We start from the raw sequence: 25,874 nt of genomic DNA on the forward strand, positions 1-25,874 counted from the left end.
GTGGAGGAGTCGTCGTGCCTCGTATGCGTTTTGGGATCTTCATGGCCCCGTTCCACTCGCCGGTCGGGCAGGATCCGACGTCGGCGTACGAGCGAGACCTGGACGTGCTCAGGCTGCTGGACAAGCTCGGCTACGACGAGGCGTGGATCGGCGAGCACCACTCCTGCGGGCACGAGATCATCCCGGACCCGATGATCTTCATCGCGCACGCCGCCAACCACACCCGGCACATCAGGCTCGGCACCGGCGTGGTCTCGCTGCCGTACCACAACCCGCTGTGGGTGGCCGACCGCGCGCTGTTCCTCGACCACCTCACCCGGGGGCGGTTCATGCTCGGGCTGGGGCCGGGCGCGCTGCCCACCGACGCCACGATGATCGGCATCGGGCTGGAGGAGCAGCGCGGCGCGCTGGAGCACGACACCGACGTGCTGATGGCCCTGCTGCGCGGCGAGACGGTCTCGGCACGGACCGACAGGTACACGCTGGTGGACGCCCGCACCCAGCTCACGCCGTTCAGCGACTTCGACATCGCGGTGGCCGCGATCGCGTCGCCGACCGGGCCGAGGACGGCCGCCAAGAAAGGGCTCGGGCTGCTCTCGGTCGGCGCCACCGCGCGGGACGGGTTCGACGCGCTGGCCCTGCACTGGGACGTGATGGAGCAGCGCGCCCCCGAGTTCGGCCACCGCGCCGACCGGGCCGCGTGGCGGCTGGTCGGACCGATGCACCTGGCGGAGACCCGGGAGCAGGCCATCCGGGACGTCCGGTTCGGGCTGGACGCCTTCTGCGAGTACACCCAGGAGGTGGTGGCCGCGCCGCACTTCCGCGCCGCCGGTTCCACCTTCGAGGAGCGCGTGGCCTGGGTGAACGAGACGGGCCTGGGCGTGATCGGCACGCCGGACGAGGCGATCGCCCAGGTCGAGCGGCTGGACAAGCAGTCCGGCGGGTTCGGCGCCTACCTGCTCATGCACCACGAGTGGGCCAGGCCGGAGGCCACCGCGAAGAGCTACGAGCTGTTCGCCCGCTACGTCAAGCCCCGGTTCCAGGGCTCCACCGAGCGGCTGCGGCGCGCCGAGCAGTACGGCCGGGACCGCTGGCGGGAGCTGGACCGCCGGCAGGCCGACGCCATCCAGGCGGCCACCGAGCGGCACCGGAAGGAACGCACCTAGTGTCGGGTAAACGAGGTTCCTTGCCCGTATTCGGTGATCCAGGTGGATGCACCGCAAGGCTGTGTCTGATTCGGAGGGGCCGATACCGGGGTTGTATCGGCCCCGACGACAACGCGGCGGGGCGCCGCCTGGGCGCCGAAGGCGGGTAAGACGACCTCGTTTACGCGGCACTAGTCTCGCCGGATGCGTCTGGGATGGCTGTCAAAACTGTTCGGGAAGAATCCGCCAGCCTCGGCTCCCGCCATTCAGCCCGTTATCAACAGGGATTTTCCGGATCCCAACGTGCTGGCGGTCGGGAGTGAGTACTACGCGTACTCGACGAACAGCATGTATGACGGTTCGCTCATACGGCTGCCGATGTTCCGCGCGACGGCATTGGCCGGTCCGTGGGTCGGCGCCGGCGAGGGGATGCCGGAGGCCGCCGGCTGGGTCGCCGACGCCGGTCACGGCGGGCCGTGCATCTGGGCACCCGAGGTCGCCGCCGCCGGCGAGGGCTACCTGCTCTACTACACCGCCCGCCACGCCGCTCACCAGGTGCAATGCCTGGGCGTGGCCGCCTCGGACGGCCCCGGCGGACCGTTTCGGCCGGTCGGGACGGACGCGCTGATCGTGGAACCGGCCGAAGGGGACACGATCGACGCGGAGGCGTTCACCGACACCGACGGAACCCGTTACCTGATCTACAAGAGCGGCCGCACCCGGTCCACCATGTGGCTGCGGAAACTGAGCCAGGACGGACGCGCGCTGGACGGCGACCGCGTCGAGATTCTGCGCTCGGACCGGCCGGAGGAAGCCAACATCGTCGAGGCGCCCACCTTGGTCCGGCACAACGACTCGTACGTGCTCTTCTACTCCGCGAATACCTTCAGCAGCGGCACCTATTTCGTCAACTACGCGATCGCGCCCGCGATCGGCGGCCCGTACACCAAACAACCGGGCGCGCTGCTGACCACCGACACCATCCACGGCGCCTACCGCAACCCCGGGCACCAGGACGTGGTCGCCGGGCCCGACGGCGACTACCTGGTCTTCCATGCCTCCATCGACCAGACCCGGCGGGGCATGTTCGTGGTCGGCCTGGACTGGACCGCCGACGGCCACCCCACAGTGACATTGGACCGCCCCGCGCGCGTACCGGCCGAACCGGACCTATCGTCGTTGTAGTCGTAGCGAAGGGGGTCCCGGTGCCGGCCGAAGCCGACCACGGCGAGGTGCCGAGGACGACCGCGCAGGCGCTGAGGCTGCTCCAGGTCTCCTCGTTCACCAGTTCCTTCGACCGGCTGATGATCGCCGCGATGATCGCGGTGATCGCCGCCGACCTGGGCGGCTCGGTGCGGGCGGTCAGCCACGCGGCGGCGGCCTACTTCCTGTGCTACGGCATCGCGCAGATCGGCTGGGCGATGGTGTCCGACCGGCTCGGGCGGGTCCGCACGATCCGGCTGGCGCTGCTGCTCGCGGCCGTCGGCGGGCTCGCCTCCGCGCTGGCTCCCGGCACGGACTGGCTGGTCGTGGCGCGCGGGTTCACCGGCGCGTGCTTCGCCGCCGCGATCCCCAGCGCGCTGGTCTACATCGGCGACACGGTGCCCATCCGTATCCGCCAGGCCCCGCTCACCGACCTGATGACCAGCACCGCCGTGGGCATCGCCGTGGCGACCGTGGGCGCCGGGGCCATCGCCGACCTCACCAGCTGGCGGGTGGCGTTCGCGCTGACCGCGGTGATGGCCGGGGTGCTGGTGGTGGTGATGCGCCGGATGACCGAACCGCCGCTGGCCGAGCCGGCGCCGGTGGGTGCGTCGCTGCGCGCGGTGCTCGGCAACCGGTGGGCGCTGCTGGTGCTCGGGCTCGCCCTGGTCGAGGGGTTCGTGCTGCTCGGCCCGCTGACGTTCCTGCCGGTCACGTTGCAGTCCGACGGGCTGGGCGTCGCGCTGTCCGGCGGGCTCACCGCGTGCTACGGCCTCGCCGTCCTCGGGTTCGCCCGGGTGGTCAAGCGCTCCTCGCGCACCGTCGCCCCGACGCGGCTGATCCTCATCGGCGGCTGCCTGGCGGCGTCGGCCTACCTGGTGCTGACCGTGGACCACGGCATCGGACCGGTGGTGGCGGGCTCGGTGCTGCTGGGCGCCGGGTGGGCGTTCCTGCACTCGACGCTGCAGACCTGGGCGACCGACGTCGCGCCCGGCGCCAGGGCGACGGCGGTCTCGCTGTTCGCCACCATGCTGTTCAGCGGCAGCGCGGTGGGTGCGGCGGTGGCCGGGCCGCTGGTCGACGGCGGGCGGTTCCAGCTCGTGTTCGCGCTCGCGCTGGCGGCGGCGGTGCCGCTGGTCGTGCTCGCCACGCTGGGCCGAAGCCGCTACGCCGCGCGCCGCGCGTTCGGCTAGCTCACGCTCGTCGAATGGTTGCATGCCGTTGTATGCCGTAGGGTCTCCGCTGGCCATGGGGTCGTGCGGTGGGAGGTAACGGTGCCGGTCGCTGCGGATGTGTACGAGCTGTACGCGGTTCGTTACGGCGTTGACCTGAGCCGGCCGGCGACCGCGAACTTCATCCCCGTACCGGGTTTCGAGTACCCGGACTCGGACTCGTCGCTGCACCTCTACGTCTGGGTCGCGGTGTCCGGCGACCGGGTGGTGATGATCGACGGCGGCGCGGGTGAGGCCACCGCGCGCGCTCGCGGGTTCGACTACGAACGGAACCCGATCGAGTCGCTGCGCGTGCTGGGCATCGATCCCGGCGACGTGGGCGACGTCGTGGTCACGCACCTGCACTGGGATCACGCCGGCAACCTGCGCGGGCTGCCTGGCGCGACGGTCCATCTGCATCCGGCGGAGATCGCCTACGCGACCGGACCGGCGATGAGCCACCGCTACCTGCGCCGGCCCTACGACCTCGGCCAGATCGGCGACGTCGTCTCGCTCGTCCACGAGGGACGGGTGAACTTCACCGATCGCGGCGTCACCGAGGTCGCGCCGGGGCTGACGGTGCATCCGCTCGGCGGGCACACCCCCGGCATGCAGGTGGTGCGGGTGCCGACGGCCCGGGGCGTGGTCGTGGTGGCCTCCGACGCGCGGCACTACTACGCCAACGGCGAGACGGGCGTGCCGTTCCCGGTGGTGGTGCACATGGACGACTACTGCGCGGCGTCGGTCGAGGTGGACCGGATGGCCGAGAGCCCGGACCACGTCATCGCGGGGCACGACCCGAGCGTCACCGCCCGCTATCCGGCGATCGCCGAGGACGAGCTGATCGTGCGCCTGGACGTCCCGCCGGAGGGGGCGTGACCCTGGACGCCGGGTTCGGGCGGCGCTGGCTGGCGGCCTGCGCCCGGGACGACGAGCTGGGCGTGCTGGCCGTGGCGGCGAACGTCGGGTTCGCGGTGCGCGGCGGGGCGTGGGCGGTGTCGTTCGCGTTCCGCGACGGGGCGTTCGTCCCGGGCGGCGACGCAGCGGTGGACGTCGAGTTCGAGGTGGTGGCCACCGACGAGGCGTGGGACGGGTACTTCAGCTGGCCGCCGCGGCCACCGTTCCAGAGCATCTTCGGCATGCTGATGCGCGTCGAGGGCACCTCGGTGCGTGGAGAGATGTTGCGGTTCGCCCAGCACGCCCACCTGGTGCGCCGCGTGCTGGAGCTGGGCCGGCAGGAGCGGACGGGGCATGCGTCGACACGTGTCCCTGCGGCGGTCACCGTTCGCGCCGAGGCCGACGAGCCGAGGGGCCACTACCGGGCGGTGCCGGTGGGCAACCGGCCGCACCGGATGTTCTACGAGGAGTCCGGCTCCGGCCGGGACATGGTGCTGCTGCACACCGCGGGCGCCGATGCGCGGCAGTATCACCACCTGCTCGCCGACGAGCGGCTGCGGGCGCGGTTCCGGATGGTCGCGCCCGACCTGCCCTGGCACGGGCGTTCCCTCCCTGTTCCTGGGACCCCACCCGGCGGGTTCGCCCTGACCACCGACGACTACGTCGACACGATCGTCGCGTTCGTCGAGGAGCTGGGGCTGCGGCGGCCGATCGTCGTCGGGTGCTCGATGGCCGGGCTGATCTGCCTGGAGCTGGCGTACCGGCACCCGGACCTGTTCGGCGGGATGGTGGCCTGCGAGGCCAGCGACGTGGTCCCGGGGCGGCAGGTGGCGTGGGCCCGGCATCCGCTGGTGAACCAGGCGTTGTTCGTGCCGGAGTGGGTCGAGGGGCTGATGGCGCCGCAGACGGCCCCCGAGCACCGCCAGGAGATCTGGTGGACGTACTCGCAGGGCGGTTTCGGCACGTTCTTCGGCGACATCGCGTTCTACAGCGGCGACTTCGACGCCCGCGACCGGGTCGCGAAGATCGACACCGGCCGGTGCCCGGTGGTGATGCTCACCGGGGAGTACGACTACTCCTGCACGCCCGAGATGTCGCGGCGCACCGCCGAGCGCATCCCCGGCGCGGTGTTCCGGGAGATGCCGGCGATGGGCCACTTCCCGCACGCGGAGAACCCCGTCCGGTTCGCCGAGTACCTGCTCGACGCGGTGGACGTCATCGAGGAGCCCCGTTGACCGCGTACCGCATGCTGATCGACGGCGAGCCGGCGGCGGCGACCGGTGGGGCCGAGCTGCCCGCCGTCGACCCGTACAGCGGCGCGGAGATCGGCCGGTTCCCGGACGCAGGGCCCGAGGACGTGAACGCCGCCGTGGCCGCGGCCCGCCGGGCGTTCCGGGCGGTGTGGGCCGACGTGCCGGGCGTGGAGCGGGCGCGGCTGATGCACCGGCTCGCGGACCTGCTCGACGAGCACGCCGACGAGCTCGGACTGCTGGAGTGCCGGGACAACGGCAAGCTGCTTCGCGAGACCACCGGCCAGGTCCGCTTCGCCGCCCGCAACTACCGGTTCTTCGCCGGCTACGCCGACAAGCTGTACGGCAGGACGATCCCGCTGGACTCCCCCGACACGCTCGACTACACCCTCGCCGAGCCGCTCGGCGTGGCAGCGCTGGTCACCGCCTGGAACTCACCGATGCAGCTGCTGGCCAACAAGCTCGCCCCGGCTCTGGCCGCCGGCAACTGCGTGGTGATCAAACCGTCCGAGCACGCGTCGCTGACCACGCTGCGGCTCGGTGAGCTGGCCACGGCGGCCGGCTTCCCGCCCGGCGTGGTGAACGTGGTGACCGGCGGGCCTCGGACCGGCGCCGCCCTGGCCGGGCATCCGGACCTGGACCGGATCAGCTTCACCGGCAGCGTCTCGACCGGCCGGGCCATCGCCGAGGCCGCCGCCCGCACGCTGGTGCCCGTCACGCTGGAGCTCGGCGGCAAGTCGCCGAACATCGTCTTCGACGACGCCGACCTGGACCGGGCCGTCGCCGGGGCGATCGCCGGGATCTTCGCCGCCGGCGGGCAGACCTGCATCGCCGGCAGCCGGCTGCTGGTCCAGCGGGGCGTGTACCAACGGATGGTGGACCTCGTAGCGGACCGGGCGAACCGGATCCGGCTGGGCGACCCGACACGGCCCGAGACCCAGATGGGCCCGGTGGCCAACCGTCCCCAGTACGACAGGATCCGCGCGATGATCGACGACGGCGTCCGGGGCGGCGCCCGGCGGGTCGCGGGCCAACCGGACTCGGTGCCGGAGCAGGGCCTGTTCGTGCCGGCCACCGTGTTCGCCGACGTCGACAACGGCTCCGCGCTGGCCCGGGAGGAGATCTTCGGCCCGGTGCTGTCGATCATCCCGTTCACCGACGCCGCCGACGCCGTCGAGATCGCCAACGACAGCGAGTACGGCCTCGCCTCCGGCGTCTGGACCAACGACCTGACCACCGCGCACCGGGTGGCGAAGGGGCTGGTCGCCGGCACCGTGTGGGTCAACACCTACCGCGCGGCCGCCGCGCAGGCGCCGTTCGGCGGCACCCGGCGTTCCGGGTACGGGCGCGAGCGCGGCGAGGAGGCGCTGCGCGAGTACCTGCGCACCAAGAACGTCATGATCGACCTCTCCGGCCGCACGCCGGACCCGTTCGCCATCCGGACCTGATCCGGGGAAGGACGTCTCGCATGAGCACCGTCGGCCTGTGCGGCCTGGGCAACATGGGGTACGCGATCGCCGGCCGGCTCGCCACCCGGCACCGCGTGCTGGGCACCGACATCGACCCGAACCGGCTCACCGCGGCGGTGGACGACCACGGGGTCGTGCCGGCCACCGGACTCGGCGACGCGGACGTCGTGCTGCTCTCCCTGCCCTCGCCGTCGGTATCCCTGGATGTCGCGACGGACCTCGCCGGCACGCTGCGACCCGGCTCGGTCGTCGTCGAGACCAGCACCGTCAATCCGTCCGACATCGCCCGGACCGCCCGGGTGCTCGATCAGGCGGGCGTCCGGCTCGTCGACGCCGCCATCCTGTCCGGTGTCGCCCAGATGGCCGCCGGCGAGTCGACGCTGCTGCTCGGCGGCGACGACGCCGACCTGGACCGCGTCGAGCCGTACCTGGCTCCGCTGGCCCGGACCTCCGCCCGGCTGGGGCCACTCGGCGCCGGCATGGCCGCGAAGGTCATCAACAACGCGGTCGCGCACGCGGTGATGGTCGTCCTCGCCGAGGCCGGCGCGCTCGCCGCCGCGACCGGCGTGCCCCGGGCCCGGCTCGCCGAGCTGCTCGCCAACCCCGAGGCCGGCCTGCTGCGCCCGCTCACCCACCGGTTCGCCGAGCGGGTCCTGCACACCGGCTACGAGGGCGGCATGCCCACCGAGGCCGCCCGCAAGGACTCCACCCTGGCGCTGGCCATGGCCCAGGAGACCGGCGTGCCGCTGTTCGCCACCCAGGCCGCGCACACCGTCTACGACCTCGGCGTCGCCGAGGGCCTCGGCCGGCTGGACTACGCGTCGATCGCGCGGCTCTGGGAGGACTGGACCGGGCGCCCGCTCGCGGACCCGGAGCCGCCCGAGCGCACCAGCAGCACCGCCGCGATCGACGCGACGGCGGAGAGCACCAGGTAGAGGCCCACCGCCCAGTAGTGCCCGCCGGCCACGGCGAACAGCGCGGTCAGGATCAGCGGCGCGAACCCGCCCCCGAGCAGGCCGCCGACCTGGTAGCCCAGCGACGCCCCGCTGTAGCGCACCTCCACGTCGAACATCTCGGCGAACATCGCCGCGAGCGGCCCGTACATCGCGGCGTGCACCACCGACAGCCCGACGATGGTGGTCACCGCGAACATCGGCGGCGAGCCGCCGGTGTTGAGCCAGAAGTACGGGAACGCGATGACCACCACCGCGCCGGCGCCGCCCACGTACACCGCCTTGCGCCCGACCCGGTCCGAGAGCAGCGCGAACAGCGGGATCGCCACCGTCTCCAAGGCCGCCGCGGCGACCACCACCCACAGCGCGGTGCTCCGGGCGATCCCGAGCCGCGTCGTCGCGTAGGTCAGCACGAACGTGGAGAACAGGTAGAACACCAGGAACGGGGCCAGGCAGGCGCCGAACGCGAGCAGCACGTTGCGGGGATGGCGGCGCAGCACCTCCAGGATCGGCAGCCGCGCGGTCGCTCCGGCCTGGCGGACCCGCTCGAAAGCGCCGGACTCCTCGATGCGCAGCCGCACGAACATCCCCACCGCGAGCAGCACCACGCTGAGCAGGAACGGCACCCGCCAGCCCCAGCTGAGCAGCTGGTCGGCCGGCAGCGCGGCGACCGCGGCGAACGCCGCCGTGGCCAGCACCAGCCCGGCCGGCGCGCCCGCCTGCGGCCAGCTTCCGTACAGCCCCCGACGCCGCGCGGGCCCGTGCTCGACGGCCATCAGCACCGCGCCGGCCCACTCCCCGCCCACCGCGATGCCCTGCAGCAGCCGCACGGTCACCAACAGCACCGGGGCGCCGACGCCGATCGCCTCATAGGTCGGCAGCAGGCCGATCGCCATCGTCGAGCCGCCCATCAACAGCAGGCTCGTGACCAGCATCGACTTGCGCCCCACCCGGTCGCCGAAATGGCCGAACACCACCCCGCCCAGCGGGCGCACCACGAACCCGGCGGCGAACGTCGCGAACGCGGCCAGCGTTCCCGCCAGGTCGGACGCCGCCGGGAAGAACAACTTGCCGAACACCAGCGCGGCGGCCGTGCCGTAGAGGAAGAAGTCGTAGAACTCGATGACGGTGCCGATGAAGCTGGCGGTGGCGATCTGGCGGATCGACACCGGCCGCCCCTGGGACGGGCCTGACGTGGTCATGTAGGGCGACCTCCTTGTCGCGGAATGCACGCGGATTGTATGCAATGGGATGCAATGGTGAACAGATAGACTCGGCCTCGGTCACCGGGAGAGGCGGACATGTCGGTGAACGTGTACGACCGCATCCGGCGGGACATCGCGTCCGGCGAGCTGTCCCCGGGCGCGCCGCTGGTCGAGCTGGCCATGGCGGCCAGGTACGGGACGAGCCGCACCCCGATCCGCGAGGCCCTGCGCCGGCTCGAACAGGACGGCATGGTCGAGCGGGCCGACCGGGGCATGCGGGTCCGCGCCCGCAGCTCGGAGGAGGTCCTGGAGATCTACGACGTGCGGATCTCGCTGGAGGCGACGGCCGCGCGCTGGGCGGCGGACCGCCGCACCGAGCTGGACCTGCTGCGGCTGCGCCGGGACCACGAGCGGATGCTCGCCACCGACGCCGGGGACGCCGACGCGATGGCCGCGAGCAACCGCCGCTTCCACGAGACGCTCTGGACCGCCAGCCACAACAGCACCTTGATCGACATGCTCCGGCACCTCAACGCGCACCTGACCCGGTACCCGGACACCACCCTGACCTGGAAGGACCGCTGGGGCACCGCGCTGGACGAGCACGCCAGGCTGATCGAGGCGATCGACCGCCGGGACACCGCCGAGGCCGCGAAGATCGCCGAGGCGCACATGGCGGGCGCCCGCGAGATCCGCCTGCTCATGGCGCTGGACGAGGACTCCCCGCGCCCCTGATCTCGCCGGGCGCGCCGCCCGGGTGGCCGCCATTCTGGACGGATGACGGGGCATCTGATTTCAGCTGACGAGTTGACGGCGACGGTGCGGGAGATCTTCGCCGCCGCCGGGTGCGACGACGAGGAGGCGGCCCGGGTCGCCGAGCACCTGGTCGAGGCGAACCTGACCGGGCACGACAGCCACGGCGTGGTCCGCGTGCCGCTCTACATCGACTGGATGCGCGCCGGGTTCGTGCGCGCGGGCCAGAGCGCGCGGGTGGTGACCGACGGCGGTGCCTTCGCCGTCCTGGACGGCCACCGCGGGTTCGGCCAAACCATAGCCGTCCAGGCCGTGGAGCTCGGCATCGAGCGCGCCCGCCAACACGGGACCTGCATCGTGGCGGTGCGCAACGCCGGCCACATCGGGCGGGTCGGCACCTACGCCGAGGCGGCCGTCCGCGCCGGGCTGGTCGCGATCCACTTTGTGAACGTGGCCGGCTCCGCGCTGGTGGCCCCGTTCGGCGGGATCGAGCGGCGGTTCTCCACCGCGCCGTTCGCGGTCGGCGTGCCGCTGCCGGAGCGCCCGGTGGTGCTCGACTTCGCCACCTCGCTGGTCGCCGAGGGCAAGGTGCAGGTGGCGTCCTACGGCGGCAAACCGCTGCCCCCGGACGCGCTGATCAGCCAGGACGGCAGGACGTCCGCCGACCCTCGGGTGCTCTACGGCGAGTACGGCCCCGCCGACCTGCGCCGCCCCGACAACGGCACCGGCGCCATCCGGGCCTTCGGCGAGCACAAGGGCTCCGGCCTGGCGCTGATGTGCGAGCTGCTCGCGGGCGCGCTGACCGGTGGCGGCGGCTCCGGCCCGTCCGACGGCGTGCCCCGGGGCATCACCAACGGCATGCTCTCGGTCTACCTCTCCCCGTCCCATTTCGGAACCCGGGAGGAGTTCGAGCGGGTCGGCCGCTCCTACCTCGACTGGGTCCTGTCCAGCCGCCCCATCGACCCGACCTCACCGGTCCTAGCCCCCGGCGACGTCGAACAACTCACCCGAGCGGCCCGCCTGACCGACGGCATCCCCCTACCGCCCGACACCTGGGCGGCGATCCGCCGCACCGCCGCGGCGGTCGGCGCGCCGTAGCGGGGCTGGCCGCACACCCACTTCGTGCTCCGCACACCCGTTCCAGCGCATGTGCGGGGTGCGAAGTGGTTGTGTGGCTCAAACCTCGGGCGCGGCGCCGAGGATGCGGCCGTCGGCGGCGAGGAGGTGGAGTGGGGCGCGGCGGTGCGGGGCGTGCAGGGTGACGGGGCGGTGGTCGAAGGTGCGGATGCCTAGGGCGAAGGCGGCCAGGTACAGGTGCAGGCCGCCTTGGGCGGGGACGGTGAGAACGGTGGTCGCGGTTGGTGCGGGCTCGGGGGCCGGGGGCGGGAGGTAGTCGTCGTGCGCCTCGGGCTCGCCGTTCCAGGGCGCGAGCGCGGACTCCAGCTCCGCCCACGAGCCGTGGGCCAGCCGGGGGGCGACCTGGTCGAGCAGCGCGTCCAGGGTTTGCGCGACGCGGGTCGAGCCGGTCATGGTCGCGGACGTCCAGCCGCCGGCAACCGTCCTGACCCGCACGCCCCGGCACACACCGGTCACGAACCGCGCGAGCTCCGCCCGGCGCCGAGGCCCCGACACCAGGGGCACTGCCCAGTCGGCGACGGCCGTCCCGCACGCGCCACACATCGTGACCTACCCCCGAGGCCGGCGGGCCTTGAAGTCCTCGGCGATGGTGTCGAAGTTCGCCCAGGTCACACCCTCGTGCTTGCTGATGTGCTCGATGAGCCGCTCCAGCATGAGCAGCACCTGCGGGCGGCCGGACACGTCGGGGTGCACGGTCATGGTGAACACGGCGTAGTCCAGCTCGCGGTACACCCAGTCGAACTGGTCGCGCCACAGGTTCTCGATCTCGCGCGGGCTGGTGAAGCCGTGGCTGTTCGGGCTGGCCTTGATGAACATCATCGGGGGCAGGTCGTCCAGGTACCAGCTCGCCGGGATCTCGATCAGGTCCGTCTCCCTGCCGCGCACCAGCGGCTTCATCCAGTCCCGGGCGTCCCTGTTGTAGTCGATCTTCGTCCAGGAGTCGCCGACGCGCACGTAGTACGGCTCGAAGTCGCGGTGCATGAGCGAGTGGTCGTACTTGATGCCGCGCTCCAGCAACAGCTCGTTGGTGACCGGGGAGAACTCCCACCAGGGGGCGACGTAGCCGGTCGGACGCCTGCCGGTGCGCTTCTCGATCAGCTCGATGCAGTAGTCCAGGACGGCGGACTCCTGCTCGCGGCTCATCGCGATCGGGTTCTCGTGGCTGTAGCCGTGCACGCCGATCTCGTGACCGGCCGCGACCACCTCGTCGAACTGCTCGGGGAACGTCTCGATCGAGTGCCCCGGCCAGAACCAGGTGGCCGGCAGGTCGTACTTGCGCAGCAGCGCGTTCATCCGGGGCACGCCGACCTCACCGGCGAACACGCCGCGCGAGATGTCGTCCGGGGAGTCCTCACCGCCGTAGGAGCCGAGCCAGCCGCCGACCGCGTCGACGTCGATCCCGAACGCAACGAACACTTCCTTGGCCACGACCGTGGTGTCCTTTCTCCAGTCCCATTAAGGCATGACGTCGCCGCTGTTCGGCCCCAGCGTCTGCCCCACGTAGATGTCCCCGCCGGGCGAGCTGGCCAGCAACAGCGCGGTGGGCGCGACCTCCTCGGGCCGGCCGAACCTGCCCAGCGGCAGCTCGGCCGACTTGCTGGCCTTCCACTCCTCGGACAGCCCGTCGATGAGCGGCGTCACGATCGGGCCGGGCGCTATCGCGTTGACCAGGATCCCCTTCGGGGCCAGCTCCAGCGCCAGCGCCTTGGTCAGCCCGATGACGCCGGCCTTGGCGCTGACGTAGTGGGCCAGGTTCACCCCGCCCTTGATCCCGAGCTGCGAGGCGATGTTGATGATGCGCCCGCGCCCGGCCCGCGCCATGTGCGGCGCCGCGTACCGCGCGGCCAGGAACACCCCGCGCAGGTCCACGGCGAGCGTCCTGTCGAACCGCTCCGGGCTCATCTCCAGGAACGGCACCTCGTCGAGGATCCCGGCCGCGCTGACCAGGATGTCGATCCGCCCGTGCCGGTCCACCACCTCGTCCATCGCCGCGCTGACCGCCTCGGCGTCGGTGACGTCCACCGCGTACCCGGACCCGCCGACGGGCGCCAGGTCGAACGGCGCCAGCGTGGCGCCCTCCTCGGCGAACAGCCGGGCGATCGCCGCCCCGATCCCGCTGGCCGCCCCGGTGACCACCGCGACCTGACCGTCGAGCCTGCCCATGCCCCGCTCCTCAGCTCGGCCAGCGGACGGTGAGGCCACCGTCCACCACGACACTCTGACCCGTCACGTACGCCGCGTCCGCCGAGGTGAGGAACCTGATCACCCGGGCCGCCTCGTCGACGGTACCCACGCGGCCGGCCGGAATGACCTTCCCGGCCGCACGCAACCCGTCCGGACCCAGGGAATTGACGCTGTCCAGTGACTGCGGGCTCTCGATCAGGCCGGGGATCACCGCGTTGACCCGGATGCCCCGCCCGGCCAGCTCCACCGCCAGCGACCGGCACAACCCGAGCACGCCGGACTTGGCCGCCGCGTAGTGCGCGTGGTCGTCCCAGCCGTACACCCCGCCGGCGATCGAGGAGGTGGCCACCATCGCGCCGCCCTCGGCCATCCGCGACGCGCAGGACCGGAACACCCGCAGCACCCCGGTCAGGTCCACGGACAGCATGTCGTCCCAGGCGTCGTCGGTCATCTCGGCCAGCGACTGCCGGCGCAGGATTCCGGCGGCGGCCACCGCGATGTCCAGCCGGCCGAAGCCGTCCAGCGCGGCCTGGGCCAGGCGCTCGGTCTGCTCGAACGAGCGGACGTCGACCTCGACCGCGGCACATCGGCCGCCGGCAGCCTCCACGGCGGCGACCGTCTCCCCGGCGTCGTGCGGGTCGCCCGGGTAGTAGCCGACCACCGAGTGCGCCCCGGCCCGCGCGTAGGCCACCGCGAGCGCGCGCCCGATCCCGCTCGCCCCTCCGGAGATGACCGCTACCTTGCCCTCCAGGCCGTCGTCGCGGTTCATGTCGCTGCCTCCTTCTGTTGGCCGTACCGGTTGGTCGTGTTCGTTCCGATCATCAGCAGCCCGGAGACCAGCATGAACACCGAACCCGCCGACACGGCGGCCACCGTCATCGAGATCCCCGCCCCGAGCAGCACGGACAGCAGCGCCGACCCGGCGATGCCGCCCAACGGCGCCATCACGTGCGCCACGTTCGCCCCGGTCCCGCGCACGTGCGCCGGGAAGGACTCGCCCATGTAGAACAACATCGCGGCGTACGGGCCGTTGAGGAAGAACAGCGTCAGCGCGTACAGGGCGATGGTCAGGCCCTGCCCGGTCGGCAGCACCAGCATGAGGATGCTGACGATCCCGCCGATCGTCCAGCCCAGCGCGATGGTCAGCTTGCGGCCGATCCGGTCGCCCACCCAGCCGTGGAACAGGTAGCCGGCGAACCCGGCGATGTTGGACAGCACCAGCACCAGCAGGGCGCTCTCGAACGACACGCCCTTCGCGCCCACCAGCACGGTGGTGCCGAGCACCGAGAAGACCTGGATGCCCATCCAGTTCGTCAGCCAGGCCAGCGACAGGCTGACCGTGTGCCGGCGCAGCCCCGGGGCCAGCACGTCACGCAGGCCACCGGACATGTGGCCGTCGACCAGTTCGAGGACCTGGTGCTCGGCCGCGAGCCGGCGCGCCCCGTCCAGGTCGCCCTCGGCCTGCCGGCGCTTGACCTCCTTGATCGCCAGGAAGGTCGGCGACTCCGGCAGCCTGAGCGCGAACAGGATGACAGGGACCGTGAACAGCGCGGCCACCACGAACGACCAGCGCCACCCGACGTGGGCCAGGATCAACGCCGTGATGCCCGCCGACAGCAGCGCGCCCACCGGCCACCCGGACTGCACCAGGCTGTAGAGGAAGCCCCGGTTGCGGACCTTCTTGAACATCTCGTTGAGGTAGACGGAGTTGACCACCTCTTCGGACAGCGACAGCCCGGTGACCGCGCGGATCAGCACCACGCTGGCCGCCCCGGCCGCGAGCCCGGTCATCCCGGAGGCCAGCGCGCCGCCGACCATGAGCACGATCAGCGCCTTCTTGCGGCCCATCTTGTCCAGCAGCGGGCCGACCACGATGGACACCACGAACACGCCGACCGTGGCCCACGTGTTGACCAGCGTGGACTGGCTCGCCGACCAGCCGAACTCGTCGGCGAGCACCGGCAGCAACGTGCCGAACAGGGTGTAGTCGTAGACCGACGCGACCCAGGCCAGGAAAGCGATCACGCTGACGTAGCCGATCGTCTTCCTGGTCACCGGGCGGTTCCACGCCTCGGTCACCGGCGGCCCTTGCGGTGAGGGAACGACTGCCATGTTGCTCCTAGAACTCGCCCTGGCCGCGAGCCCCCCACTGCGGTCACACCGTCCACACAAACCTTTGTGTAAGTCCAGCGTACGCTAGGAGCGGCCTTGCCGGCCTGTCAAGAAGCCGCTGTGGACTCCCTGATGACCAGCGACGGAGGCAGCAGCACCGGCTCCGCCGCCCCGCCCTGGAGGATGTCGAGCAGCATCCGCAGCCCCTGGCGCCCCATCTCGCGCATCGGGGACCGGACGGTGGTCAGCGAGGTGGGCAGCTCGGCGGCCAGCGCGGTGTCGTTGTAGCCGACGACAGCGATGTCCCCGGGCACCCGCAGGTTGCGGTCCCGCAGCGCGCCCATCGCGCCGATGGCCGCGAAGTCGTTCGTGGCGAAGATCGCCTCGGGGAACGGCCTGCGCTCCAGCACCCGCTCCACCGCCGCCCGCCCGCCCTGGGCGTCGAAGGGCCCGTGCACGATCCGGTGCGCCGGCAGGTCGACGCCGGCCGCCCGCAGCGCGTCCACCGCCCCCTGGGTGCGGTCGATCGCCGTGGAGGCGTACGGCTCGCCGGCGAGGATCGCGACGTCGCGGCGGCCGGTCGCGACCAGGTGCTCCCCGACCAGCCGGCCGCCCATGAGGTCGTCGACGGTCACCGACGGATGCCCGGGCGCGCGCCGCGACACCAGCACGAACCGCACGCCCCGCCCGGCAAGCTTGTCCAGGAACGCGCCGTCGAAGTGGGCGTCGCCGAAGATCAGCCCCTCCACCCTGCGGTCCAGCAGCATCTCGGTGGCGACCGCCTGCTTGCGCGCGTCGTCCAGCGAGTTGGTGACCAGCGTGCCGTAGCCGCGCTCGGTGGCCGCCTCGTCGATGCCCTCGTAGATCGTGGCCAGCACGTAGTCCTGCAGCCGGGGCACCACCACCCCGATGAGCCGGGAGCGCCGGGTGCGCAGGCCCACCGCCTGCGGGTTCGGGCGGTAGCCGTACCGCGCCGCCACCTCCCGGACCCGGCGGATCGTCTCGGCGGACGCCCAGCGGCGCGCGGCGGTGTCCGATGCGGAGTTGAGCACGCGCGAGACCGTCGACGGGGTGACCCCCGCCTCGTCGGCGACCATCTGGAGCGTGGCGTGCCCCTGGCCCTCGCTGAACGCATCACCCACACCATGAGGATGACATCCCGGCGGCGAGCGGCGTCCGCGCGAACGGTGGCAGGTTCTTTAGATCGCGTGGATACGCGCGGCCAGGGAAGGCAGGCCGCGCATGGCCGCCTGCTTCGGGTTGGCCAGCAGGTCACCCACAAGTCGGCGGACTGCGTTTCGCGTGCGCACCTCGCCGGGCGCCATGCGCTCGGCGGCGAGCAGGGTCCGATACGCCTGGTCAGGCTTGTCCCACTGTGCCCACGCTTGGGCGGTATCGACCAGGAGTCGAGCGCGGCGTTCGGTGGTGGGGATCGCCGCGAGGGGTAGGGCGTGAGCGTGAGCGAGCGCAGCGCCGGCGTCGCCGAGGACATGGGCCGCGGATACGCGGTGGCTGGCCAGGTTCGCCATCAGCGGGCGGTGCCGGTCGGCGTCGTCGGCGAGACGGCCGGCGATGGTCTCGGCCTCGGCGAGCAAGTCACCCGCGCGGTCGCGATCACCCGCGCGGGCCGCTGCGTAGCCCGCGGACAGGTGCAGCATCCCGCACATCGCCAGATGCTCCGGGTCCGGGCGCGGACTGCGCACGTCGAGCTGGTCAGCGGCGGCGAGGGTCAGAACCAGCGCACGCTCGTGGTGACCGGCCCGGCGAGCGACGGATGCGACAAGGCGCTGCGACTCGGCGAGCGTGAGCGGATGCTCGGTGTGCCGGGCGGCGAGCAGGGCGCGGTCGGCGGAAAGCCACTCCAGGCCGGAGGCTTCCAGCTTGATCAGGACTCGGGTGGCCAGGTTGTAGGACTCGGCCACAACCCTTCGGACCTGCGGAGAGGGATGTTCGGCAACGGTGCTCTCGGCCGTGGTGATCAGCGCCGCCAGCCGCTCGGAGAGTGGGAGATAGCGGCACCCGGTGAACTCGCGTCGAGCCACGGCCAGCGCGTGCTCCAGCGTCTCCACGGAGGCGGGCGCCACAGCTGCGGTAGGGCCGAGCAGGACATCGCCGAGACGTGTGGCCAACACCGACGCCGGATCAACCGCTGTCGGCGCGCGGTTGGATGCGGACACGAGCAGCGCCCCGCCCCCGGCCGCGGTGAGGTGGAGGAACTTTCGTCGGCGCACCGGGTCGTCCTCCTCTGCCCGCAGCGAGTTGGTGACCCGGCACACCTTATGGCCCGCCGCCGCGGGCGGTGAGGAACTTCGACCGGCCGTGTCGCGGCCGGTGGCGAGGCCGAAGACGGCCGGCGGCACGCCGAGCACGTCGGCCAGCGTGCGCAGCAACTTGACGTCGCGTAGCGGCACGGCGCCGGTCTCCCAGCGAGAGATCTGGCTGGCCGAGTAACCACAGCGACGGCCGAGCTCGGCCTGGGTCCAGCGCAGGCCGGTTCGCGCGCTCCTGATCACACCACCCAGATCCGAAACTGGCAGCGGCGCACCCACCTCGCGGTACTGGGTGTGTGGCATGACCGCGGCTCCTCCCCGACCGGGGGCCGGCCGCCCACCGTAGCGAACCGGTGACCGCGCGCTAGGGGATTTGCAGGATCTGCACACCGTGTGCGTGGTCGGCATGACGGGCTGCTGTCCCACGGAGGCAGCCGGTTGCGTGGGAGCCCGACCGATCCCACATCGACACGAAGGGCTCACTTCGATGTCTGTCTCTCACGCCTCGCCGTCGCTGGCCAACCACGCCATCGACGACTACCTCCGCTCGGAACGGATCATCGATTCCACCGAGACATCACATGACCTGATCACGCGGATGGTAACGGCACTCGCCGACGCTGACGCCGACTTCGACCCCGGCGACACCGACGTGTTCGTCGACCGGCTCGGGCATGCGCTGAGCACGGCCCGGCTGGTCTTCTCCACCCCAATCATGACCAACGCCGGCCGTCGGGCCGGTCGGCCGCTGGCGGCGTGCGCGGTACCGCCAGTGGACCTGCGCGGCGACCTCGGCGCGGTCAAGACCATCGTGGACGACTATCACCGGGCGGGGATGGGCACCGGGTTCAACCTCGACGAGCTGGCCGATCCGGTAACGGTGCTGCACTACCTCAACGACATCGCCGTGGCAGGCGCCCGATCCGGTCTGGAGGACCGCCCGGTCGGCAACATGGCCGTCCTGCCGCTGGCCCACCCCGCCGCCGAGGCGTTCATCGGCTGCAAGGTCGGCGCGGACACACACGGTGAGGAGTGGAAGTTCAACATCTCCCTGCACGTCACAGACGACGAGATGCGGGCCGCGATCAGCCGTGACGGCCGGGAGCGTGAGCTACTGGTCGCCGCGGCCGAGGCGGCACACGCCTGTGCCGACCCGGGCCTGCTGTTCGCCGACAGGCTGGACGAGGGCAACCCCACCCCGCAGGTCGGACATTACGTCTCGACCGCGCCCTGCGCCGAGGTCGGCCTCGTCGCCGGGGAGACCTGCCAGTTCGGATACGTCAACCTCGGCCGCTTCCACACCGGTACCGGGGACATCCCGGTGGACCTACCAACCTTGGCCGACACGGTGAAGCTGTTGGTACGTGCACTCGACGACGCGAGCGAAGCCAGTCTGAGCCGCTATCCAGACCCGCTCTCGACGCGGGTGATGAGCCTCAAACGCAAGATCGGCGTGGGCGTGTGCGGGCTCGCTGACCTGCTACTCGCGGCCGGGCTGCCCTACGACAGCCGACACGGCCGCCAGCTCGCCCGCGAGGTGCTGATCTTCATCAACTACACCTCTAAACTCGCATCGATGCAACTGGCGCGCGAGCGCGGCGCCGCACCCGCGATCGCGGGTGGCCTGTCCCGGTATGCCGATCCGCGCTTCCTGCGCCGGTTCGCGGCCGTCCCGGTGCGCAGTGTCACCTCCGGCGACTGGGCGACATTGGCCGGCGAGATCGCCGCCACCGGGACGCTGCGCCACTGTTCCACCATGGCCCTTCCTCCAACCGGACGCAGCGCACCTGTCGTTGGCGCCAGCACCGGAATCGAACCGCTGTTCCGGCTCACCGATGCCCACCGGCCGGACGGTCTGCATCCAGGCGCCCTCGCGGTGCTGCGCGCCGCCGGCCGGCCCGACCTGATTCCCACCGTGACCGAACACGGGCGGTTGCCCACACAGGAGGGCGTGTCGCCCTACCTGGCCGCCGTGCTGGCCACCGCCACTCAGATCGCCTCTTCCGGGCACCTGGCGATGGCGGCGGCCACTCAAGCGTGCGTCGACGAAGCGGTGTCCAAGACGGTCAACCTTCCATCGACCACCACAGCCACGCACGTGTATGACACCTACCTGGCCGCGTGGGAGGCCGGCTGCAAGGGCATTACCGTCTACGTGGACGGCTCACGCGAGCTTCAGCCCCGACCGCTCTAGGCGAACGACTCTCCCTGAGGTGACGATGCCCGAGCACGCCGAGCAGGACTTCGTGTTCGACACCCGCCACGACCGCTACCCCGTCGCGGTACACGTCATCCTCACCGACGAGACGGGCCGGGTGCTGCTCATGAGGCGAGCCGGATCGGGATACGCCGACGGTCGTCTCGCCCTGCCCGCCGGGCACGTCGACCTCGGAGAGACCCCCACCGCCTGTGCGCGACGCGAGATCGCCGAGGAGTTGGGCATCCAGCTCGACCCCACACGACTCCAACCGAGCGGCGTCATGTTCCGCCGCTCCCTAGAACCCCGAGTGGACATCTTCTTCTCAACCAGCACCTGGGGCGGCACCCCCATCATTCGCGAGCCCCACAAATGCACCGAGCTCGTCTGGTCGGACCGGCACGAGCTACCCGCGGACACGATGGACTTCGTCGGCGCAGCCATCACCAACGCCTCCACCGGCCGCCACTACGACGAGCACGGTTGGCAAGCCGCTGGGCAACCCTGCGCGCCGAGCTCAACGGCTGCGCCCGAGGCGGCCCTGCTTCCGGCCGAAGCTGGCGACACCGTGCGATAGACAGTGGGGAAGCTGCGGTGAGTGGCCGGAGGGCGGCGCTACTCACCGATCGGGTGACCGCTCACCGCTCCGCGGCCCGGATTCGTGTACCCACCGTGAACCGATCCGGGACGGTGGCCGTGGTCCTCGACGTGGCCGGGCTCGGCGAGCGCCGGCGACCGCTCCCCTGAACGCTCCCCCCGAAGGAGTCCCTGGATGAGGCTGCGACGCCTGCTCGGCGCGGCATGGGCGGGCGTGGCCCGCCTGTGCGGGCATCCCGTCGTGACGTGCGTGATCACCGCCATGGCCGGGCTGTTCGTCTACCTCGCCCTGATCGTTCCGAGCGAGGTCCGCCAGTTCACGCCCGCCGCGTTCGTGCGGGTCCCGGTGGAGGCCATCCTCGGCGCGGCGGTCGTGCTGGTCGTGGCGGCGCGGGCGAGACGGGTCGTGGCGCTGCTCGCCGGCACGGTGCTCGGCCTGCTCACCATCCTGAAGATCATCGACGTGGGCTTCCAGGTGACGCTCGCGCGCCCGTTCCACCCGGTGCTGGACTGGAGCCTGTTCGGCGACGCCGCCTCGTTCGTCACCGACACGGCCGGCCCGGTCGGAGCGGTAGGAGCGGTGGCGGCCGCGGTGCTCCTCGCGGCGGCCGTGCTCGCGGTCATGACGCTCGCGGTGCGGCGGCTGACCGGCCTGGCGGTGCGGCACCGGGCGGTCACCGCCCGCACCGCCACCGCGCTCACCGTCGTCTGGGTCGCCTGCGCCGTCGCCGACGCGCAGCTGGTCTACCCGGTGCCGGTCGCCTCCAGGAGCGCCGCCTCGCTGGCCTACAAGGAGGCACAGCAGGTGTCCACGAGCCTGCGCGACCGGGAGACGTTCGCCAGGGAGGTCGCGGCCGACAGGTTCCGCGACACCCCGAACGACCAGCTGCTGACCGCACTGCGCGGCAAGGACGTGGTGTTCACGTTCATCGAGAGCTACGGGCGCGACGCCGTGCAGAACCCCGAGTTCGCGTCCCAGGTCGGCGCGGTGCTCGACGACGGCAACCGCCGGCTCGGCGCGGCCGGGTTCGGCGCGCGCAGCGGCTTCCTCACCGCGCCGACGGCCGGCGCCGGCAGCGTGCTGTCCCACGCCACGTTCCTCTCCGGCCTGTGGGTCGGGGACAGCCAGCGCCACCGCAGCCTCACCTCCAGCGACCGGATGACCCTGCCCAGCGCGTTCCGCCGCGCGAGCTGGCAGACGGCGGCCGTCATGCCCGGCAACACCAAGGCCTGGCCGGAGGGCAAGTTCTACGGCTACGACCGGGAGTACGGCGCGTACGACCTCGGCTACCACGGGCCGAGCTTCAGCTGGGCGACCATGCCCGACCAGTTCACCCTCTCCGCGTTCGACCGCATCATGCACGCGGCCCCCCACCATCCGCCGACGATGTCGGAGATCGTCCTCGTGTCCAGCCACTCGCCCTGGGCGCCGATCCCCCGGATGGTCGACCCGGCCGCGGTCGGCGACGGCTCGATCTACAACGCCATGGCCAAGGAGGGCGACCCCTGGGAGGTCATCTGGAAGGACGACGCCCGGGTCCGCACCGAGTACCGCCGCTCCATCGAGTACTCGCTGAACAGCCTCATCTCCTACGTCGAGCAGCACGGCGACGACAACCTGGTGCTGGTCTTCCTCGGCGACCACCAGCCCGCCCCGGTCGTCACCGGCGACGGCGCCAGCCGGGACGTCCCGATCACGATCGTCGCCCGCGACCGGTCCGTGCTGGACCGCATCTCCGGCTGGGGCTGGGACAACGGCCTCAAGCCCGGCCCGAACGCCCCGGTGTGGCGGATGGACGCCTTCCGCGACCGGTTCCTCACCGCCTTCGGCCCGACCGGCGAGCAGCACCCGCCGCCGGGCTCCTGAGGCGTGGTTCCGATCGACTCAGGCAGGTGTCCTCTCCCGCATCGCCAGCGGCGGCGCGAGGTGGTCCTGCAGCTCGGCGTGCCGGAACTGGTACACGGGCCCGACGGTACGCAGCAGCCCGAGGCGGTGGCAGTCCTCCAGGACGGCCATCAGCCGCCAGGGCACCGGGAGCCGCCGGTGGACGGTGTGCCACAGCGCCGCGAAGAGGAAGGCGAACGACGCGCCGCTGGCGATCTTCGCCGCCCCGATCGTCAACCCGGCCAACAGCCCGACCAACAGGCCGCGCGGCTCAACCGAGAGCCCGGGCGAGGACACGGGCGCCAGCGCGACGGTCAGCCCCACCGCCAGGCCGAGCATCGCCCCGCTGGTCACGCCGTGCCTGAGGTCACGACGGAAGCTGCGCGTGGGTGACGCCGAATGTTCGGCGAGATGCCTACCGCCGAGAACATCGGCCAGCCCGTTGCTCAGCCCGGCCAGCGATCCGAGTACGAGCCCGGTCACGAGTCCCTCGACCGGCCCGGTCCCGCCGAACCACACCACACCGAGCCCCAGCACGGACCCGAGCAGCACCCCGTTCACCAACTGCTTGACGACCTCACCAACCCGTCCCGCCAACCGTGGATCGGCGCGTGCCGGACTCAGCGTTGGCCTGAGCCAGATCCACGGCCCGATCAGCAGGACGCCCACGGTCAGCGCGGCCAACGACCCGGACGCCGCGACCACGCCCACCAGGGCAACAACCAGCAGGTACGCCAGCAACCCCAGCACATCGAAGATCAAGAACGACCGTCGGGTGGGGAAGGTGTGTTCGTAGAGTTCCCACCATCGCCATTCCGAGCCCCGAGGCCCGCGCTCGGTCGCGGCCAGCTGCTCGGCAATGGTCGTGAGCCAACGGCGCAGGTCCTCGGGTCGGTGCCCGCGCCGAGGGCGCAACGGGGCGTCCGGTGACGTGGGCCGCCGACGCGGCAGCGGGGGCCGGCCGCGCACGACGGCCGGGATGAGCTCGTCGAGAAGGTGGGCGCGCAGGGCCGCCGAGTCGGGGACGCTCCCGTCGGTGAGCGGGCCGGGCGGGCGGCCGGAGTCGACATAGACGGTGCGAACCAGCCACAGCCCCAGCGGGCTGGCCGTGACCGACGCGAGCGGCCCCGGGCCGCCCGTTTCGAGGGCGTCGAGAACGGCGTCCCACTCCCGACCGCCGTGCCCGGGCGGCAGGTGATTGCGCAGGAAGGCGGCGGCCTCCTTGCCGGTGAGGCCCAGTGGGGCGATCGCGGCGGAGCCGGTGAGCACGTCGCCCGCATCGGCGACCGCGTCGCGGTACTCGGCGCGGCGGCTGGTCAGGATCACGCCGCCGTCGCCGTCCAGTGACGCGTTCAGGGCGGTGATGATCTCCGCGCGCCGCACCGGGACGACCTCGTCGAGGCCGTCGAGGACGGGCAGCACCCTGCCCTGGGTGACCAGCGCGGCGGCCGCGTCGGGGGCGATCGCGCGCAGCGCGGGATAGGTCCGCTCCAGCCGCTCGATCAGCCAGTCGCGCACGCGTGGCTGCCGGTCCGGAGCCCAGTCGTCCAGCGACAGCATCACCGGCACCGGGCCGTCCGGCGGCTGCCCGGCCGGTGGGAGCAGCGCGAGCAGCAACTGCAACGCGAGCGTGGTCTTCCCGCTACCGGCGGGACCGGTGATCACCAGTCGGCGCCGGGGCAGCGCGCGGAACCGGTCGGCGAGCTCGCCGATCCGGTCCGATCTCCCGGCGAAGCTCACCTCCTCGCCGCCGCGAGTGACCACGGCGGGGTGGTCCATCAGGCCCGGGGCGGTCAGGCGCCAGCGCACCGGCATCGGCTCCGGGTCGCCGAGCGCGCGGGCGTTGGCCTCTTCCTGCCACTGCTCGCGGACCAAGCCGGCGAGGGTCGCGGTCGCCTGGTCGACCTGGTCCGCGGTCGCGGGGAGCGATGCGCGCCCCCTCCGCCGCACCGCCCACGCCAACACCCCCGAGGCGGCGACCACCGAGGCCAGCACCACCCCCAGCACCGAGGCCTGTGGATCCGCCTCGGCGGCGCCCTTCTCCGCCGTGGACCATACGAAGATCAGCCATCCCGCGCCTCCCGCCAGTGCGAACACGGCGACCACGGCAACCACGACCGGCCAGCGCCGAGGGTCGCTGAGACCAGGCATCGGGACGCATCAACTCCCCGAGCGACGGCAGGGACGAGGGGGACAACGGGATGTTGCCATGATCTCGCGCCTGGCCGCGTAGGGGTACACCGCCACGGCTGCTGCAATTGTCGTCGTGTCCGACAAGCGCGAGGTCCGCCTCGGCGAGGTGCAACAGACGCTGTTCTTCCCGCTCATCGCCAGGGCCAGGCACACCGAGCGGTGATCAGCGGTTGGCGTCCTTACGCCGTTGCGAGCCGCGCAGCGAGCCGGGGTGCGCGGTGCGGGTGGGGTCGAGCTTCGTCTTGATCAGGCTGGCGACGGTGACGATCACCAGCACGCCGATGATGACGCTCAGGCTCACCGGCGTGGAGATCTCCGGCACCGAGGGGCTCACGTCCACGTGTGCCCAGTGCAGCCCCAGCTTCACGCCGATGAACACCAGGATCACCGCGAGCCCGGTCGAGAGGTAGACCAGGCGATCCAGCAGGCCCTGCACCAGGAAGAACAGCGCGCGCAGGCCCAGCAGCGCGAACGCGTTGGCCGCGAACACGATGAACGCCTCCTCGGTCACGCCGAACACGGCCGGGATGGAGTCGAGCGCGAACAGCAGGTCCACCCCGCCGATCGCGACCAGCACCACCAGCAGCGGGGTGACCATGCGCCGGCCGTCGACCTTGGTGACGATGCGCCCGCCGACGTAGTCCTCGGTCACCGGAAGCGCGCGGCGCGCGGTGCGAACCACCACGTTGTTCTCGACGTCCGGGTCCTCGTCGCGGTGGCGGAACAGCTGCACACCCGTGTAGACCAGCAGGATCCCGAACAGCAGGAACATGAACGAGAACAGCGACAGCAGCGCGGCGCCCACCACGATGAAGATCGTCCGCATGACCAGGGCGAGGATGATGCCGAAGGTCAGCACCTTCTGGCGGTACTCCTCCGGCACCGCGAACGTGGTCATGATGATCACGAAGACGAACAGGTTGTCGACCGAGAGGCTCTTCTCGACGATGTAGCCCGCGAAGTACTGCGTGCCCGCGTCGGCGCCGTGCGCGAACGCGAACCAGACGCCGAAGGCGACGGCCACCGCGATGTAGAAGACCGACCACAGCACCGCCTCCCGGAACCCCACCCGGTGCGGCCGCGCGGCGGCGTAGGCGAAGTCGACGGCGAGCAGCGCCACCACGAGGCCGACGGTCGCCGCCCAGGTCAACCAGCCGATCTCGAGCACCCGATCCTCCCGCCGCCGTTTTCTCAGCAACGAGCGCTGCTCCCG

Annotated in this window: 21 protein-coding genes and 1 pseudogene; 12 read left to right on the forward strand and 10 right to left on the reverse strand. The window is 71.9% G+C overall.

What is annotated here, in order from left to right; translation table 11 throughout:
• The first annotated feature begins 23 nt into the window (after positions 1-23).
• The 7 genes and pseudogenes from N912_RS0107735 to N912_RS65065 all read left to right on the forward strand — a co-directional run.
• Positions 24-1,166, forward strand: a complete 1,143-nt coding sequence (locus N912_RS0107735; protein ID WP_084210657.1) for an LLM class flavin-dependent oxidoreductase — start codon at positions 24-26, stop codon at positions 1,164-1,166.
• Between the two features lie 183 nt (positions 1,167-1,349).
• Entirely contained in the window at positions 1,350-2,330 is a 981-nt protein-coding gene (locus tag N912_RS50175) for a glycoside hydrolase family 43 protein (protein ID WP_084210658.1), read from the forward strand.
• A 20-nt stretch (positions 2,331-2,350) separates the two neighbouring features.
• A complete protein-coding gene (locus tag N912_RS50180) occupies positions 2,351-3,541 on the forward strand; it encodes an MFS transporter (protein ID WP_051579805.1) in 1,191 nt (396 codons plus the stop codon).
• An 81-nt stretch (positions 3,542-3,622) separates the two neighbouring features.
• On the forward strand, positions 3,623-4,438 hold the full coding sequence (locus N912_RS0107750; protein WP_028921998.1) for an N-acyl homoserine lactonase family protein: 816 nt from the start codon (positions 3,623-3,625) through the stop codon (positions 4,436-4,438).
• Positions 4,435-5,691: an alpha/beta fold hydrolase gene (locus tag N912_RS50185; RefSeq protein WP_211261145.1), complete on the forward strand. Its 1,257-nt coding sequence runs from the start codon at positions 4,435-4,437 to the stop codon at positions 5,689-5,691. Before N912_RS0107750 ends, N912_RS50185 begins: the two co-directional genes overlap by 4 nt.
• Entirely contained in the window at positions 5,688-7,154 is a 1,467-nt protein-coding gene (locus N912_RS0107760; protein ID WP_028921999.1) for an aldehyde dehydrogenase family protein, read from the forward strand. Before N912_RS50185 ends, N912_RS0107760 begins: the two co-directional genes overlap by 4 nt.
• A gap of 20 nt (positions 7,155-7,174) precedes the next feature.
• Positions 7,175-7,951: pseudogene (locus tag N912_RS65065) on the forward strand (NAD(P)-dependent oxidoreductase); the annotation flags it as partial.
• A 38-nt stretch (positions 7,952-7,989) separates the two neighbouring features.
• Here N912_RS65065 and N912_RS65610 read toward each other — a convergent pair.
• Positions 7,990-9,330 carry an MFS transporter gene (locus N912_RS65610; protein WP_084210659.1) on the reverse strand — a complete coding sequence of 447 codons (1,341 nt, stop codon included), beginning with the start codon at positions 9,328-9,330 and terminating at the stop codon, positions 7,990-7,992.
• A gap of 99 nt (positions 9,331-9,429) precedes the next feature.
• Here N912_RS65610 and N912_RS0107775 point away from each other — a divergent pair, with 99 nt between their 5' ends.
• Together N912_RS0107775 and N912_RS0107780 are read left to right on the forward strand one after the other, a co-directional pair.
• On the forward strand, positions 9,430-10,068 hold the full coding sequence (locus tag N912_RS0107775) for a GntR family transcriptional regulator (RefSeq protein ID WP_028922001.1): 639 nt from the start codon (positions 9,430-9,432) through the stop codon (positions 10,066-10,068).
• A gap of 42 nt (positions 10,069-10,110) precedes the next feature.
• Positions 10,111-11,184: a malate/lactate/ureidoglycolate dehydrogenase gene (locus N912_RS0107780; RefSeq protein WP_051579807.1), complete on the forward strand. Its 1,074-nt coding sequence runs from the start codon at positions 10,111-10,113 to the stop codon at positions 11,182-11,184.
• A gap of 78 nt (positions 11,185-11,262) precedes the next feature.
• Here N912_RS0107780 and N912_RS60025 read toward each other — a convergent pair whose 3' ends face one another.
• The 7 genes from N912_RS60025 to N912_RS50205 all read right to left on the reverse strand — a co-directional run bounded on the left by N912_RS60025 (position 11,263) and on the right by N912_RS50205 (position 18,092).
• Positions 11,263-11,718, reverse strand: a complete 456-nt coding sequence (locus tag N912_RS60025) for a hypothetical protein (RefSeq protein WP_156993243.1) — start codon at positions 11,716-11,718, stop codon at positions 11,263-11,265.
• A 54-nt stretch (positions 11,719-11,772) separates the two neighbouring features.
• Positions 11,773-12,651, reverse strand: a complete 879-nt coding sequence (locus N912_RS0107790) for a polysaccharide deacetylase family protein (RefSeq protein ID WP_028922003.1) — start codon at positions 12,649-12,651, stop codon at positions 11,773-11,775.
• 27 nt (positions 12,652-12,678) lie between these two features.
• The gene (locus tag N912_RS0107795; protein ID WP_028922004.1) at positions 12,679-13,386 is read right to left on the reverse strand and encodes an SDR family NAD(P)-dependent oxidoreductase; all 708 of its coding nucleotides are present in this window, start codon (positions 13,384-13,386) and stop codon (positions 12,679-12,681) included.
• A 10-nt stretch (positions 13,387-13,396) separates the two neighbouring features.
• Positions 13,397-14,176 carry an SDR family NAD(P)-dependent oxidoreductase gene (locus N912_RS0107800; protein ID WP_028922005.1) on the reverse strand — a complete coding sequence of 260 codons (780 nt, stop codon included), beginning with the start codon at positions 14,174-14,176 and terminating at the stop codon, positions 13,397-13,399.
• Complete coding sequence (locus N912_RS50200; protein WP_051579809.1) at positions 14,173-15,519, reverse strand: MFS transporter; 1,347 nt, start codon at positions 15,517-15,519, stop codon at positions 14,173-14,175. Before N912_RS50200 ends, N912_RS0107800 begins: the two co-directional genes overlap by 4 nt.
• Positions 15,520-15,626: 107 nt before the next feature.
• A complete protein-coding gene (locus N912_RS0107810; RefSeq protein ID WP_245645200.1) occupies positions 15,627-16,661 on the reverse strand; it encodes a LacI family DNA-binding transcriptional regulator in 1,035 nt (344 codons plus the stop codon).
• 57 nt (positions 16,662-16,718) lie between these two features.
• On the reverse strand, positions 16,719-18,092 hold the full coding sequence (locus N912_RS50205; RefSeq protein WP_051579810.1) for a helix-turn-helix domain-containing protein: 1,374 nt from the start codon (positions 18,090-18,092) through the stop codon (positions 16,719-16,721).
• 184 nt (positions 18,093-18,276) lie between these two features.
• Between N912_RS50205 and N912_RS0107820 the strand changes: the two genes are divergently transcribed.
• From N912_RS0107820 to N912_RS50215, 3 genes are all read left to right on the forward strand, one after another.
• Complete coding sequence (locus N912_RS0107820) at positions 18,277-19,983, forward strand: vitamin B12-dependent ribonucleotide reductase (RefSeq protein ID WP_028922007.1); 1,707 nt, start codon at positions 18,277-18,279, stop codon at positions 19,981-19,983.
• Positions 19,984-20,008: 25 nt separating this feature from the next.
• The gene (locus tag N912_RS50210; protein WP_064745214.1) at positions 20,009-20,563 is read left to right on the forward strand and encodes an NUDIX hydrolase; all 555 of its coding nucleotides are present in this window, start codon (positions 20,009-20,011) and stop codon (positions 20,561-20,563) included.
• Positions 20,564-20,758: 195 nt separating this feature from the next.
• Positions 20,759-22,450, forward strand: a complete 1,692-nt coding sequence (locus N912_RS50215; RefSeq protein ID WP_084210660.1) for a sulfatase-like hydrolase/transferase — start codon at positions 20,759-20,761, stop codon at positions 22,448-22,450.
• 18 nt (positions 22,451-22,468) lie between these two features.
• On the opposite strand, the gene N912_RS60030 is transcribed toward N912_RS50215, so the two are convergent.
• Both N912_RS60030 and N912_RS0107845 read right to left on the reverse strand, forming a co-directional pair.
• Entirely contained in the window at positions 22,469-24,619 is a 2,151-nt protein-coding gene (locus N912_RS60030; RefSeq protein ID WP_156993247.1) for an NACHT domain-containing protein, read from the reverse strand.
• A gap of 205 nt (positions 24,620-24,824) precedes the next feature.
• The gene (locus tag N912_RS0107845; protein ID WP_028922009.1) at positions 24,825-25,829 is read right to left on the reverse strand and encodes a TerC family protein; all 1,005 of its coding nucleotides are present in this window, start codon (positions 25,827-25,829) and stop codon (positions 24,825-24,827) included.
• Positions 25,830-25,874: the final 45 nt, after the last annotated feature.

The organism is Actinospineispora acaciae DSM 45401 (assembly GCF_000620785.1).
Taxonomy (GTDB): domain Bacteria; phylum Actinomycetota; class Actinomycetes; order Mycobacteriales; family Pseudonocardiaceae; genus Pseudonocardia; species Pseudonocardia acaciae.